Genomic DNA, 15038 nt, shown 5'->3' with positions numbered 1-15038 from the left:
CCATGACGAATTTCACAATGCGATCAAAGCGTTTCGGGGTCGGACGTTTTATCCGTCAGCAGCCGGTGACGGCGCTTGCGATCGCTGGCCTTTCGATCATCGTCCTTCTGGCGGCACTTGCTCCGGTAATCTCGCCATATGACCCGCTTGCCTCCGATGTGCCGCATGCACTTGTTGCGCCTGACGGGCAGCACTGGTTCGGGACGGACGAACTGGGGCGTGATGTGTTCAGCCGGATCCTTGCGGCGGCGCGCCTCGACCTGTCGATTGCCGTCTCAGCCGTGACGATCTCGCTTGTGGCGGGTGTGACGGTCGGGTGTTTCTGTGGATATCAGGGCGGCTGGCTGGACCGTGTGACGGGACGTATTGTGGATGTGCTGACGGCGTTTCCACTGTTCGTCATGGCCATGGCGCTTGTGGCGGTTCTGGGGAACTCGATCGCCAATCTGATCTATGCGACGGCCATCATTAATTTCCCGTTCTATATCCGGATCGCCCGAAGTGAGGTTGCGGCGCGGCGCAATCTGGGCTGGGTCGAGGCGGCGCATGTCAGCGGAACGTCGCCCACGCGCATCGTGCTAATGTTCCTGCTGCCCAACATTTTGCCGACCATTGTCGTGCAGGCTTCCCTCAATCTGGGATGGGCTATTCTCAATGCCGCCGGGCTGTCCTTTCTGGGGCTGGGGATCCCGGTACCGACGCCCGAATGGGGGGTGATGGTCGCCAATGGAGCGCATTTCATGTCTTCGGGGCGGTGGTGGCTGGTCGTCTTTCCAGGCGGAATGCTGATGGTGACCATCCTGTGCTTCAACCTGCTGGGTGACGGCCTGCGGGACCTGCTCGATCCGAGGACACGCTCATGACCGAACCGCTTCTGACGATCGACGATCTGCGTGTCAGCTTCACGTCCGACCGGAGCAGAAGGGAAGTCCTGCACGGAATTTCCCTGTCCGTTGAGCGCGGTAAGGTGCTCGCGCTTGTGGGGGAAAGCGGTTCGGGAAAGTCCGTAACGGGGCTGACCGCAATGGGGCTGCTGCCGAAACAGGCAGTTGTTACGGAAGGAACGATCCGGTTCCGGGGACAGGAGATTACGCACCACGTTCCACGCAGTCTGCGCGGGGCGGGCATTGCGATGGTATTCCAGAACCCGCGTGCGGCGCTCAATCCGACGCGGCGGGTGCGGGACCAGCTTGCGGACGTGATCCGGGCTCACCGCAGACTGGACCGTGCGGCACTGCAAAAGCGGCTTGTGGAACTGATGCATCAGGTGAGCATCACGGATGTGACGCGTTGTCTGAATGCGTATCCACATCAGCTTTCAGGTGGTCTGTGTCAGCGCATCGTCATTGCCATGGCAGTGGCGTGTTCGCCGGATCTGATCATTGCGGATGAGCCGACGACGGGTCTGGACGTTCTGACGCAGAAATCGGCGATGGATCTGCTTTTGCGTCTGACGCGCGAGCAGGACATGGGCATGATTCTCGTGACGCATGATCTGGGGATGGCGGCGCAGTACTGCGATGATGTCGCGGTCATGCGGCATGGTGAAATCGTAGAGCGCGGGACGCCCGAAACGCTCTTCCGCAACCCACGCAACGACTATACGCGCCGGCTGGTTGCGGCATGTCCCAATGCAACATCTCTTCTGGAAGTACCGACGGATGCGGCTGCCCGGCAGGACAGTGCTCCTGCGCTATTGCTTGAAGTGCGAAATCTGGTGAAGGAATACCAGAACGGGTTCCGGGCCGTGGATGATGTGTCCTTTTCCATCCGTCAGGGAGAATGTCTTGGACTGATTGGAGAGTCCGGTTCGGGAAAGAGCACGATTTCCCGTCTTGTCAGTCGTCTGGTGGATGCGGACGGAGGTGAAATCCTGTTCAATGGAACGCCCATCAGTACGGTTCCGGCGGAGGACTTCTATCGGGCGCCACAGCGTCGGCAGATCCAGTTCGTTTTTCAGGATGCGGCAGGCAGCCTCAATCCGCGTTACACGGCATTCCGGTCCATTGTTGATCCACTGCTGCGGATGGGGCCGGTTCCTGAAGGGGATGCGCTTGCAGAGCTCGTCGTGCAGACTGCGCGATCTGTCGGGCTGTCAGAAGACATGCTGGAGCGTTACCCGCACCAGATGTCGGGTGGTCAGTGCGCGCGTGTGGGGATTGCCCGGGCGATCATCGTTTCGCCGGACCTGCTGATACTTGATGAACCCACGGCTGCACTGGATGTTCTGGTGCAGGCCGAAGTTCTGGCGCTTCTGGAACGGCTGCGTCGCGAACGTGGCATGTCCTACCTGTTCGTCAGTCATGATCTGCATGTCGTGCGCATGTTGTGCGACCACGCGATCATTCTGCGCAAAGGGCAGATTGTGGAGGCTGGACGATGTGAGGATATCTTCCGTGCGCCCCAAAGTGACTACACGGCACAGCTTCTGGAGGCCATTCCACATTTTCATCCAGAGGGTTCCGTATAAGCAATTCAAATAGAGGCCACCCAATTATTATAGGCCTTTAATTGATTCGATTACGGAATTTCCATAACGTCGAGACAGGTAAAAAATAGACACAGTACCTATTTCCTCCAATACAGCTTCGAGAACACAATGAGCCGCATTATCAGAATTGCTGCAGCCCAGATGGGGCCCACCCAGCGTACGGACTCACGGGCTGATACACTCGCCCGGCTCATAACGCTTCTGGAACAGTCCGCTGAGCAGGGCGCAGAGCTGGTGGTTTTTCCGGAACTGGCGCTGACGACATTTTTTCCGCGCTGGCTTCTGGAAGGACAGGAACTGGAAGATTATTTCGAAAAGTCGATGCCGAACCCCAATGTTCAGCCGCTTTTCGACCGGGCACGTGAACTCGGAGTTTCGTTCTATCTTGGATACGCTGAACTGACTCCGGAAGGGCAGCGCTTCAACACGTCTGTTCTGGTCGGCCCGGAAGGGCAGATCATGGGAAAATATCGCAAGATCCATCTCCCTGGTTCGGTCGAGCCGCGTCCCGGTGCGCTCTATCAGCAGCTTGAGAAGCGCTATTTCGAATATGGGGATATGGGCTTCCCGGTCGTGCATTCCGGTCCGGAGCTTAAGAATGCCATTGTCGGCATGCTGATCTGCAATGACCGCCGCTGGCCGGAAGCCTGGCGATGTCTGGCGTTGCAGGGTATGGAACTGCTCTGTGTCGGCTACAACTCGGCAGCTTACGATCCCAATGGCGGCGACACCGAAAGTGCAGCACTGCGGACGTTCCATGCCCAACTCGTCGCGCAGTCCAATTCCTACATGAATGCGTGCTGGAGTGTGGCGGTTGCCAAGGCCGGTAACGAGGACGGGTCTGGACTGATCGGCGGGTCATGTATCGTTGATCCGGACGGACAGATTGTTGCGGAAACGAAAACCCTCGCAGATGAAATCGTCGTTGCAGACTGCGACATGGATCAGTGCCTGCAGGGTAAGTCCAAGATGTTCAACTTCGAAGCGCATCGCCGTCCGCAATGGTATGCCCCCATTACCGAGCAGGTTGGTGCCATCATCCGCAAATAAGGCGCGATTGTCCTAACCTGTCAGCGGGGATCTTTCATGATGAACACAACGAGAATACTGGTCATCAATCCGAATTCCTCGGAGTTGGTCACAGCTGCGATCGACCGGGAACTTGCTCATTTCCGTGCTCTGTCTCCGGTCGCAATCGATGTCTGCGGTACACCCGGAGCTCCTGCTGGAGTGTCGTATCAGCGGGATGCCGATGATATTGCACCCATGGTCCGCAGGATTATCGCAGAGAATGACGCGGATGCTTATGTCATCGCCTGTTTCAGTGATCCTGGACTTGATGGAGTTCGTGAGACATTTCCCGGGAAAATTATTCTCGGATGTGGCGAAAACGCGATCCTTCAGGCTCTGACAGAGGCAGATCAGTTCGGTATCATTTCTTTATCGATCCTTTCCACGTACCGCCAGCGCCGCAAGATCCGTATGATGGGTGTGGCCGGGCGGTATGTAGGAAGTCAGGGAATCTCGTCGAACGCAGTCGAGGCGACTTCGCCTGAACTTCTGAACCGTATGGTAGAAGCGGGGCAGGAGCTCGTGGCGCGAGGAGCCGATATTGTCGTGACGGGATGTGCCAGCATGTCCCATTTCCGGCAGCCTCTGGAAGAGCGTCTGGGCGTACGCGTCATTGATCCGGTGGGGTCCGCCGTATGTGCAGCCATCGGTCGGATCATTCTCAGGCAGGGGCAGCGTCGTGAGCCAGCCTGTTAAGCTGATTGGCGTTCTGGGAGGTATGGGGCCGGCAGCAACGGCGGATTTCATGGGGCAGGTTATCGCCAATACGTCTGCCAGAGTGGACCAGGACCATATTCCGCTTCTGATCTTCTCCGACCCCGTCATACCGGATCGCAGCACGTCCATTCTGGATGCTACGGCGCCCTCTCCGTTACCGATGTTGCAGGATCATGCCCTGCGGCTTCAGAAAGCGGGGGCTACGGCACTCGTCATTCCCTGTAACACGGCGCATCATTTCCATCCCGATATCGCTGCCGCACTGAATATCCCGGTTCTTCACATTGCGGATGCTGTTTGTGAGGATCTCTGTCAGCTGCAACATGCCGGAAGCAGTGTGCGGAATGTTGCTCTTATGGCGACCGCCGGGACCATCATGTCAGGTTTTTACCGCCAGCGCCTTGAAAAGGCAGGTTTTGCATGCCTGATTCCTGAGCCGGAAGAGCAGGCTCTCATCAACGAGGTGATCCGTCTTGTAAAAGGTGGAAACACGCCTGCAGCGATTGCACCGGTCCGGGAAGTAAGCCGACGGCTGAAGGCAGGCGGGGCAGATGCGGTTATTCTGGGTTGCACAGAACTGCCCCTGCTGCGCGATGCGATCAGCGATATCCTACCGTATGTTGATTCAACACGCGCGCTGGCACAGGCCTGTATTCGATACGCCAGACAAGACTGATTTTTTTTGTTGTAGAATAAGCCTGCAAAAGGGAGGGAGCTTCGCACCCTCCCTTTATGCGTTTAACCTTCGGCAGGCATGACGAAAGACGCCAGCGCGTCCAGATCCGGACGGATGCCCCAGCCCGGGGACTGTGGAAGAACAACCTCGCCGTTTGCGGGAGCGAGGTTCCCCTGGAAGTAGGGAGCCCAGAGCGCCGCCTTGGACATGGGCCATTCCAGAAACAGCGCATTGGGCATCGCTGCCAGCCAGTGGGCATGCATGGCGATGTTCAGCGGTGTCGTGAAGGAATGGCTGCAGACCTGCGGGACCTGTGGGGCAATTTCGCAGGCTGCGAGCAGGCCACAGCGTGTGATATCCGGCTGCAGGATGTCCACCAGAGGTGCAATCCGTCTCAGGCCGATGATACCGCACTCGCCTTCCCCAGATGCGATCGGGACGACGCTTTGTTCGTGCAGGGCCTTCTGACCGTCCAGATCGTCGCGGTTGAGGGGTTCCTCGATCCAGGCAAGACTGAAAGGCTCGAAGGCCCGGGCGCGGGAAAGGGCTTCGTCCAGCGTGAAAGCCTGTGCGGCATCCACCATCAATGTTGCGTCCGGGGCGATATACCGTGCGGCCTGAAGGAAGGCGACGTCGCTTTCCTCGCTGGCGCCGAAAGGCGGCCAGCCCAGTTTGTGGGCGCGGAAGCCGGCCTCACGTTCGGCACGGATGCGCAGTGCCGTGCCTTCTGGCGTGGCGGCAACCTTGTCGCTCGCGTAGCAGGGAATGGATGTCCGGGCTTCGGGAGAAAGCAGCCGGCTGACGGGGAGGCCCGCGCGTTGCCCGGCCAGATCCCACAGTGCCAGTTCGGCCGCGGCGATCGCCTGCATGACCACACCGTCACGACCGATCCACTGGGTGTCCTTTTCCATCTGGCGGCGCAGGGCCGGAATATCGGATGCATCGGCACCGAGCAGGATGCAGCGCAGCCCCTGCGCGGTGACGTGGGTTTTGGGTGCGTTTACCACGGCACGGGACAGGAAGGGACTGCCATGGGCTTCACCCCATCCCGTCAGACCGTCTTCGGTGACGATGCGCAGAAGGAAGCATTCCTCGTCCCGTGGCTGGCCGGTCAGGGTTGAAGGAAGGCGGAAGGCCAGTCCGTCTACGGCTTCGATGCGGCTCATGCTGGCAGGGCCCTTGAAAGAAAGGTGCGTCCACGTTCGGTGGCAGGTGCGGTGAAGAAGGCCTCTGGCTTTTCGTCTTCCACGATCTGCCCATCCACCATGAAAAGGACGCGATGGCCGATACGGCGTGCGAAGGCCATTTCATGTGTGACGACCAGCATGGTCATGCCGCTCTCGGCCAGTTTTTCCATGACGCCGAGCACTTCCTGCACCATTTCGGGATCAAGCGCGCTTGTGGCTTCGTCGAACAGCATGACCTTGGGCTGCATGGCGAGGGCGCGGGCGATGGCCACGCGCTGCTGCTGTCCGCCAGAAAGCTGGCCCGGATATTTGTCGGCATGGGCGGAAAGACCGACCTGCTCCAGCAGTGCCGCAGCCTGCTCACGTGCCTGTGCGCGTGGCTTGCCGAGGACAGTCACTGGGCCTTCCATCACATTGCCAATTGCGGAGAGGTGAGGCCACAGATTGAAGGATTGGAAGACCATTCCGACATGCCGGCGCAGTTGGATGAGATCGCGCTGGCGACAGGAAGGCGAGATCTGCTGACCGGCAACGGAAATGCTGCCTGAGGTATGGCGATCCAGCTGGTTGACGCAGCGGAGCAGGGTGGATTTCCCGGCACCGGACGGCCCGATCAGGGAGACAACCTGCCCCTGCGGGACATCAAAGGTGATGTCCGTAAGGACCTGGCGGTCTCCAAAGGATTTGGAGACGTTCTGAAAGGAAACGACGGTCATATCAGCGCACCGTGTAATAGCTGAGGCGGCGTTCGATCCACGCCTGTGCGATCTGGAGAACCGTGGTGATCGCCAGATAGAGAATGCCGGTTGCAACCATTACTTCCGTCACCTTGAACGTTACGGAATAGATGCTCTGGGCGGTCAGCATCAGATCCGGCACGGCAATGACGGACACAAGCGACGAATTCTTGATGAGTGTGATGGCCTGTCCCACATAGGGGGGCAATGCAGGTTTGAGCGCCTGTGGCAGAACGATGCGGCGCATGATCTGGAAAGGCGCGAGGCCAACCGCGGCCGCCGCTTCGGCCTGTCCTGACGGAACGGACTGGATGGCGGCGCGGAAAATTTCGGAGAAATAGGCTGCGGAATTGAGGCCGAGCGTCAGAATGCCTGCGCTCCATGGATCAAGCCGAAAGCCGCTCTGGGGGACCGCGTAATAGGCCGCGAAGAGCTGAAGCAGCAGAGGTGTGCCCCGCAGAATCCACACATATCCCCAGGCCAGAAGCGAGACGGCGCGCACCGAAGACAGGCGCGCGAGCGCAATACACAGCCCGAGACAGGTGGCCATGACCAGAGCGGCAACGCTGATTTCGAGCGTGACGCCGCAGGCCCGGAGAAGGCGCGGCATGATATGAGCGACGAAATGCCAGTTCACCACGGATTTCAGGCTCCAAACCAGTGATCGGACAGGGATTTGGCCTGCCCGTCTGCCTGTCTCGCACGGATCTGTTCCGAGACTGCCGCAGCAAGTGTTTCCGAGCCGGATGGCAGGATCATCGCCAGAGGATGGGGATCAATTTCACGTCCGACGAGCTTGAGGGGCACCTGCTGCTGTTTGATGGCATATTGCGCGCCGCCACGTCCGACGATCCCGGCGTCCAGACGACCGGACATGACATCCATGATGATGTCGGGCAGGCCCGGATAGGACCGTAACGTGCCGGGCTTGGCCTGATCATGGGCCACGTCTTCAAGGATGCTGCCGGATGCGACGCCAATGGTCAGTCCGTGCAGATCTTCGACTTCGTGAATGGTGGTGTTGTCAGCCCGTACGATCACCGCAGCGGAATCGGTGCAGTAAGGTTCTGAAAAAACGAAGCTGGCCTTGCGCTCGGGAGTGACGCGCACGGCGCTCATGGCGGCGTCATACTGGCCAGCCATCAGGCCGGGGAGGATCCCGCTCCAAGACAGGTAAGAAAACCGAGGTTCGATCCCCAGGCCTTTGCAGATCAGCCGTGACCACTCGATATCGAAGCCTGTCAGGGTCCCATCGGCGTCCAGAAAACTGTAGGGCGCATTGGCGCCTGTTGTCGCAATGCGCATGAAGCCCTGCTGGCGCACACTGTCCAGAGTTGATGCGTGGGCTCTCCCGATCAGGGATGTTCCGGCAAGGGTGAGCATTCCGGTCAGCAGGGAGCGACGATGCATCATGATTTTCCTCAGCGATGATAAGGACTGGGGAGCACTGCGGGCAGTGCCCCCTTGAACCGGGCGTATCGTGGTTCAGCGGCGCCCGTTGACGAGATAGAACGGTTCCGAAATATCGAGGTGATCCAGCATTTTGCGGTGCCAGTCATGGAAGTAGGGACGCAGCTTGGCGAGGGCAGAGACACGCTCGGGCGTTGCGGCCTTTGTTTCGTGATGCTTCACGTAGCTGCGGATCTCGCTGTACAGCCCCTCGACATCGATGGTCTGGAACTTGCGGTCACGGATCACAATGCGGCCGTTGACAACGACATCGCGGACATCCTGTCCCTTTCCGCGCCACAGCAGCAGATCGGGGATGGAGAGATTTTCCGAAGTCCAGGGATCGTGAAGCATGGAACCCGTCTCCATGACGGCGAGGTCAGCGGTTGCGCCGACCTGAAGGGTCCCGTGGCTCTGCTCGAAACCCAGTGTCCGTGCGGCGTTTGTCGTTCCCATGGACAGGATCTGGCCTGATGTCAGGGGAGGCATCTCCGCCAGATCGAAGCCGGGAACACGCGAAAGCATGGCCGACATCCGCAGTTCCATCAGCACGTCATCATCATCGTTCAAGGACTTGTCGTCGATGCCGAGAGCGACGTTGATGCCCTTGCGCATCATGTACCAGACCGGGGAAATGCCGTTGCGGACATGCAGGTTGCAGGAACCATGATGCGTCGTGCTGGCACCGCGCTCTGCGATGAGGTCGATGTCTTTCTCCGACAGCCAGACGGCATGGCCGAGCGTGGTGTTGGGTCCCAGCAGGCCGATGCGGTCCAGATGTTCCACGAGGGAGCATCCGAAGGTCTTGATGCTCCAGGCGCGCTGATGGGGCGTCTGGAGTGTATGGATATGGATCGGAGTGCCGCCGTGGGAATTGGCGCTGTCGCGGATGCGGGTGAAGAACTCGTCCGTGGAGCCATGCGCCCATGAAGGTCCGTGGAGAACCCGGCTCATGGGGGTGTCTTCCTCGCGGTGCAGGGTCTCGAACAGATCGAGATAGCCGTCTGCAATTGCGCGGGCATCATAGCGCGTCATAGGCAGAACGAAATCATGCAGTTCCGCCGGCAGGGTCTTCAGGAAGTCCCCTTCATCAATGCAGAAGCGGTTGCGGTCACGAACTGCTGGCGAATAGGCCAGACGGATACCGGTTTCGCGATAGCTGTTGATGGCCTGACGGGCCTGTTCGAGCGCCTTGGGGCCTTCGTCGTTCCATCCCGTGTGATGGATCGTCGTGCAGCCGCCACGCAGGTGACGCACCGCTGAAAGGGCGGAACACAGGTCGTTCGGCAGATAGACCATGGCCGACCAGTCGAGAAAAGCATTCTCGAGGTAGTCGTAGAGTACGCCTTTCTGGATGGGTGACAGGCCACGACCATGTGAATGGGCGTCGATCAGGCCCGGCATGACAAGCGACGTTCCATCACCGATGACATCAGCAGCAGGATATTTCGCCTGCATCTCGGACCATGAACCGAATTCCTTGACCGTCTCGCCTTCGATACAGACCGCCGCATCCTTCAGGATCGTTCCGGTATCGATGATGACGTGGCCACCCCTCACAAGCAACATGTCGCGCTCCATATCAATCTGTGTTCCGCAAAGCCGGTGCCCGGGTGGGCAGGATACCTCAGCAGCCATGTCTGTCATGCCAGCACATGTTTGTAACGAAAGAACGAATACCATTCACTGATATGGATTCGAATCCGAACCGATTACAGAGAATCCCTCTCCCGCTTGCCAAAAATTACCCTAATGAAAGCTGAATCCGACTAAAACCTCTAGGGTTCAAAAGAGGGAATGTCAGTACGAATAATCCTAAATAGCTGAAACCAATTCCTTTTTCATCATATTTTCATCCCGTTTGCGAGCTATCTATCACGAGACGATATAGCCCCGCTAATCTCCTAATAACCAATTTGTTGCCGCCCCAAATATTCGGATGCTTATATCATCACGAAACGGAAACATTTTCGCGTTGCTTAATATTGCTGCAGGGCATCTGCTCCCGGGAGAGAGACAGCCACAGTAAAAGACGCGATCATCATGGTAAAGGGAGCAGAGCGATGGGACACTGGTCAGCTGCACGAATACTGCTTCTGTCTACGACGGGCCTGATTTACGGGGCTGGCGCCGTGGCGTATGGAGCGGACACCAAAAGCAGGCATGCTGCTTCGGCTTCGGCTTCGGCTTCGGCTTCGGCTTCGGCTTCGGCTTCGGCTTCCAGCCTTCAGCCTCAGGCGAAAGCGGGAAAGCCGGGTCAGTCCAAGGGCGTGCATAAGGCTCCGAAAAGCGTGGACGCCAAGGGAGATATCGAAGCGATTGCCGTGCACACCCGCCGCCAGAGCGGCGGGGGCCTGTTGTCCATGACCAAGGATATCCGCTCTTCCGTAGCAACGACCCGCGCTTTCATTGAGACGCAGCCGGCTACAGCCAACCCTGAGCAGCTTATGGCGATGCAGCCGGGAGCGGTTGTGGCGACGCAGGATCCTTATGGGATCGAGCCGGGAAACATCACGGTCCGCGGTCTGAACAACAATGAGATCATCTGGCTGTACGAGAATTCTCCGATCACCAATGACGGCACGTTCTATCCGCAGGAAGCGGTGGATGCGTTGAACCTCGAGGAAGTCCGCCTCAGCCCCGGATCAACCAGCTTCGATCTGCCGGGTTCCAATGGTGCAGCGGGTACCATTCGCATGGCTCTGCACAACCCGGACCACAAGTTGGGTGCATCGACCAATGTGACCTACGGTGCCCATAATACCCGGCAGGTCTATGGTCGTATCGATACAGGCGATATTGGAAATACAGGGGTACGCGGTTTTGTATCCTACTCCAATTTTGTTGGTGATGACTGGCGCGGTCCGGGTCATAACTGGCGTGAGCATGTGGATGCCAAGTTCATCAAAGACTGGCAGGGCGGTCATCAGACCACTCTTGCAGTGGAATGGACCAAGCTCAACTTCCAGCTCGAGCGTCCGCCAAGCATGTCTGCGTGGAATACCTACGGCAAGAACTACAACTATACGAGCTCGTTCACGCCTGGTGACACCAACTATTACAAGCTGCACCAGAATGTCTATCAGGGCATGTTCGCGACGCTCAATCAGCACCTGGTGCTGACGCATAACCTTGCGCTGGATGTTGATCCATATCTCTACTGGGCAGAGGCTGCCATTCCGGGTGCGATGAACCTGTCTGCCTCTTCGGCCTATCAGGGGACGCAGAAGATCTCGGGGCTTCAGCTTGAGACAGGAAACGGCTCTACGGCCAACTCGGCACTGCTGTATTCCAATTCCCCAGCACTGTTCATGCGCTCGGGCATCAATGCCAAGCTGGAGTGGAAGATCGGTGACCATCACCGTCTGGTCTTCGGAGACTGGTATGGCTTCACTGAGCAGTCGCAGGCTGGCCAGTTCAACTATCTGGATAGTTCGGGAAGCCCCAAAAGCCTTTGGGGAAGCAAGGCCTCGGCTGTCTATCTGCCCAATGGAAAGCTCTATAATTTCTCGGATGTGCTGAACCGTATTCAAACGAACCAGATCTTTCTTGGAGATCGCGCGTCCTATCTGAACCATCGTCTTTCGATCGAAGCCGGCTTCAAGTACCTGTTCTATCGGGCGCAGAATTTCAACCGTATTCCGGGTGTGAGCTATAACATCAACAACAATCAGACGGCGCCGATGCCGAGCCTTGGCGCACGTTATGATTTCAACGACGAGCATGAAATCTTCATGGATGCGGGCGTAAACTCCCGCGTTCCGGACCCGAGCCAGATCGCGGATTCCGTAAGCGCCAGCACGGGTAAGATTACCGGCCGTGCGTCCCGCGATCAGAAGATCGAGACCTCGATCATCGAAGAGCTTGGCTATCGCTATAATGGCAAGCTGATCAACGCCCAGCTGACGCTTTTCAACTACAATTTCACGAACCGTCAGGTTCAGACCGTTGTTGTTCAGAATGCAGGGCTGGTCACGCAATATGTGAACGCTGGCGGCCAGACAAGCCGGGGCGCGGATGTCTCGGTAGGAACCACGCCATTTCACCATTTCTCCATCTTCGCATCAGGTGAATACCTACATGCGACAATTGACAACAATATTCCGACCCAGGGGACCTACCTCCGGACGGCCGGTAATACAGCCACAGGTTCGCCGACATGGACTGCCAATCTTGGCGTAAACTATAACGACAGTCGGATTTTTGGTAATATCCAGATGCACTATGCGTCGAGCCAGTATTCAACGTTCATGAACGACGAGAAGCTTCCTGGCTTCAAGACTGTTGACATGACGCTGGGCTATCGTCTGCCGAAGATCGGTCCGGTCAAGGCACCCAAGATCCAGCTCAATCTCGTTAACCTGACGAACAACCATTACCTTGCCGGTATCTACAGCACGCAGTTCAATGCCAAATCTGCCCGCGCAATGAATGGATCGACAATCGCTGGCTCTGCCCCGCTTTATATCATCGGGGCTGGTTTCACGGCGATGTTCTCTTTCTCTGCTGCGCTTTAAGCAGGGGAGAAACTCTTTTCCTCATAACACGCAGGATATCGATTTCATTCTGAAGCGAGACCGATATCCTGTCGTTACAGACAACAGGAACATGACCATGACACAGAACGCCGCGCCCTCTACGTCCACAGGCCTTTCCGTACGGCAGGAACTGGCAGCGATCTTCCGTATTCTTGCCCATTTCCGGATGACGGACCTGATCCACACCCATGCCTCCGCCCGGATCAAGGATCGCGACGGCGCTCTGCTGATCAACCGGTATAACCTGCTGTTCGATGAAGTCACGGCGTCCAACCTGATCGAAATTGATGAAGCCGGCGTGCCGTTTCCTGATTATCAGGATGCGGACATCAATGATGCAGGCTGCAATATTCACAGCGCAATTCACGAAGCGATGCCTGACATCGGCTTTGTGATCCATACGCATACGCGCGCTGGTGCTGCGGTCTCTGCCCAGAAGCATGGCCTGCTACCCATCAGCCAGCAGGCCATGATGTTCGATGGGGCTGTCGGGTATCATGAATTCGAGGGTTTCGTGCTGTCGCATGAAGAGCGGGGCCGTCTTGTGGCCGATCTGGCCGATAACAAGGTTCTGATCCTGCGCAATCACGGACTGATCGCCGTTGGAGAGAATGCGGCTGAGGCTCTGAACCGGATCTACAACCTGGAAAGGGCCTGCGAAATCCAGGTCGCGGCACTTGCGGGCAACCCGAAGCTGGTGACGCCGCCGCTGGACATCCAGAACCGGATGGGCCGACAGGCTGTAACGCCCAAACAGCTCCATATTGAAAAGATGGGCTGGGATGCATGTCTGCGTATGATCGACAGGCAGGATACCAGCTACCTGCTTTGAAGGGTCAGAAGATGCATTACGATCTGGTGTTGCGGGGCGGGACAGTCGTCACGCCTCAAGGCCGTTATGTCGCGGATATCGGGTGTAGAGATGGCCGGATCAGTACGATAGGCGATTTGCGGACGGCCACGGCAGACCAGGAGGTGGACTGCCGGAATCTCATGGTTCTTCCAGGACTGATCGATCCTCATGTTCATCTGAGGGACCCAGGAAACCCTGCGGTCGAGAATTTCAGTGATGGAACACGGGGAGCGGTTTTGGGAGGAATCACTACCCTGTTCGACATGCCCAATACAGCGGAACCAGTAACGGACCTTCCGACACTCACGAAGAAAATCGCGTCCATGGACGGGCAGATCTGGTGCGATGTCGGACTGTATATCGGTGCCACCAAACGCAATGCGCTTGAGCTTGAAACACTTGAGACGCATGATGCGGTCTGTGCCATCAAGCTGTTTCTGGGCTCATCCAAGGGCGACATGCTTGTGGACGACGACGAGAGCGTGGAGCGCATCATGCGTCATGGTCGTCGGCGCATCTGCTTTCATTCTGAAGATCACGACCGGCTTCAGAAACGCCGCGCGATGTATGAAGAAGGCGAACCGCATCGGCTTCATGCAGAATGGCATGATGTGGAGTGTGCGTTTTTAGGGACCCGGCGCCTGACTGCGCTTGCCGTCAAAACAGAGCGTCCAATTCACATCCTGCATGTTTCGACAGCGGAGGAACTGGAATATCTCAAGGCTTACCGTCATCTCGTGACGACCGAAATCCTGGTCAATCATCTGACGCATGTCGGACCGGAAATCTATGATCGGCTGGGTGGTCTTGCTGTCATGAATCCGCCGATCCGTGACCAGTTTCATCATGACGCCATCTGGAAAGCCGTTCGGGAAGGGCGGGTGGACTGCATTGGTTCGGATCATGCTCCCCATCCGCTTGAAGCGAAGATGCAGCCCTGGCCATTGACTGCTGCGGGACTGACGGGTGTGCAGACGCTGGTTCCGGTTATGCTGGATCATGTTTCAGCTGGCCGTTTGCCGCTGGAGCAGATGGTTCAGCTTATGTCGGCCGGGCCGGCGCGTGTCTACGGATTGCGCAATAAAGGCCACATCATGCCCGGGTATGATGCCGACTTCACGATTGTGGATATGGCAGCGCAGCGGACGATCACAACGGGCTGGATCGTCTCTCCCTGCGGTTGGACACCGTTTGACGGGCATGAATGCACCGGATGGCCGGTCATGACTGTTGTGCGCGGGAATATTGTCATGCGCGATGATGAGGTTCTTGGGGCTGCAACAGGACAGTGTGCGTCCTTTTCCGAAGCCTGAATAACG

At 57.7% G+C, this 15038-nt stretch carries 13 protein-coding genes; 8 read left to right on the top strand and 5 right to left on the bottom strand.

Annotated features, from left to right (window positions below):
• Positions 1 to 2: 2 nt before the first annotated feature.
• The 5 genes from JK202_RS01045 to JK202_RS01025 all read left to right on the top strand — a co-directional run bounded on the left by JK202_RS01045 (position 3) and on the right by JK202_RS01025 (position 4955).
• Positions 3 to 863 carry an ABC transporter permease gene (locus tag JK202_RS01045; RefSeq protein WP_249199495.1) on the top strand — a complete coding sequence of 287 codons (861 nt, stop codon included), beginning with the start codon at positions 3 to 5 and terminating at the stop codon, positions 861 to 863.
• Positions 860 to 2470: an ABC transporter ATP-binding protein gene (locus tag JK202_RS01040; protein ID WP_211557192.1), complete on the top strand. Its 1611-nt coding sequence runs from the start codon at positions 860 to 862 to the stop codon at positions 2468 to 2470. The genes JK202_RS01045 and JK202_RS01040 overlap by 4 nt, the downstream gene beginning before the upstream one ends.
• Before the next feature lie 129 nt (positions 2471 to 2599).
• Positions 2600 to 3541 (top strand): N-carbamoyl-D-amino-acid hydrolase, encoded by a 942-nt coding sequence (locus JK202_RS01035; RefSeq protein ID WP_211557191.1) that lies wholly within the window; start codon positions 2600 to 2602, stop codon positions 3539 to 3541.
• Between the two features lie 36 nt (positions 3542 to 3577).
• Positions 3578 to 4258 carry an aspartate/glutamate racemase family protein gene (locus JK202_RS01030; RefSeq protein WP_211557190.1) on the top strand — a complete coding sequence of 227 codons (681 nt, stop codon included), beginning with the start codon at positions 3578 to 3580 and terminating at the stop codon, positions 4256 to 4258.
• Positions 4242 to 4955 (top strand): amino acid racemase, encoded by a 714-nt coding sequence (locus JK202_RS01025; RefSeq protein WP_211557188.1) that lies wholly within the window; start codon positions 4242 to 4244, stop codon positions 4953 to 4955. Before JK202_RS01030 ends, JK202_RS01025 begins: the two co-directional genes overlap by 17 nt.
• Before the next feature lie 62 nt (positions 4956 to 5017).
• Here the strand turns inward: JK202_RS01025 and JK202_RS01020 are convergent, their stop codons facing one another.
• The 5 genes from JK202_RS01020 to JK202_RS01000 all read right to left on the bottom strand — a co-directional run bounded on the left by JK202_RS01020 (position 5018) and on the right by JK202_RS01000 (position 9966).
• Entirely contained in the window at positions 5018 to 6121 is a 1104-nt protein-coding gene (locus JK202_RS01020; RefSeq protein WP_211557186.1) for a mandelate racemase/muconate lactonizing enzyme family protein, read from the bottom strand.
• Positions 6118 to 6858 carry an amino acid ABC transporter ATP-binding protein gene (locus JK202_RS01015; RefSeq protein WP_211557184.1) on the bottom strand — a complete coding sequence of 247 codons (741 nt, stop codon included), beginning with the start codon at positions 6856 to 6858 and terminating at the stop codon, positions 6118 to 6120. The genes JK202_RS01020 and JK202_RS01015 overlap by 4 nt, the downstream gene beginning before the upstream one ends.
• A 1-nt stretch (position 6859) precedes the next feature.
• Positions 6860 to 7519 (bottom strand): amino acid ABC transporter permease, encoded by a 660-nt coding sequence (locus JK202_RS01010; protein WP_211557183.1) that lies wholly within the window; start codon positions 7517 to 7519, stop codon positions 6860 to 6862.
• A gap of 5 nt (positions 7520 to 7524) precedes the next feature.
• Positions 7525 to 8292 (bottom strand): ABC transporter substrate-binding protein, encoded by a 768-nt coding sequence (locus JK202_RS01005; RefSeq protein WP_211557182.1) that lies wholly within the window; start codon positions 8290 to 8292, stop codon positions 7525 to 7527.
• A gap of 72 nt (positions 8293 to 8364) precedes the next feature.
• Entirely contained in the window at positions 8365 to 9966 is a 1602-nt protein-coding gene (locus tag JK202_RS01000; protein WP_211557181.1) for an amidohydrolase family protein, read from the bottom strand.
• Between the two features lie 425 nt (positions 9967 to 10391).
• Here JK202_RS01000 and JK202_RS00995 point away from each other — a divergent pair, with 425 nt between their 5' ends.
• From JK202_RS00995 to JK202_RS00985, 3 genes are all read left to right on the top strand, one after another.
• Positions 10392 to 12845, top strand: a complete 2454-nt coding sequence (locus JK202_RS00995) for a TonB-dependent receptor (RefSeq protein WP_211557179.1) — start codon at positions 10392 to 10394, stop codon at positions 12843 to 12845.
• 97 nt (positions 12846 to 12942) lie between these two features.
• Positions 12943 to 13698: a class II aldolase/adducin family protein gene (locus JK202_RS00990; RefSeq protein WP_211557177.1), complete on the top strand. Its 756-nt coding sequence runs from the start codon at positions 12943 to 12945 to the stop codon at positions 13696 to 13698.
• A gap of 11 nt (positions 13699 to 13709) precedes the next feature.
• Entirely contained in the window at positions 13710 to 15032 is a 1323-nt protein-coding gene (locus tag JK202_RS00985; protein ID WP_211557444.1) for a dihydroorotase, read from the top strand.
• Positions 15033 to 15038 lie beyond the last annotated feature (6 nt).

Origin of the sequence: Gluconobacter sp. Dm-62, from assembly GCF_018256155.1 — a bacterium.
GTDB lineage: Bacteria > Pseudomonadota > Alphaproteobacteria > Acetobacterales > Acetobacteraceae > Gluconobacter.
This window is presented reverse-complemented; position numbering and strand designations above follow the sequence as displayed.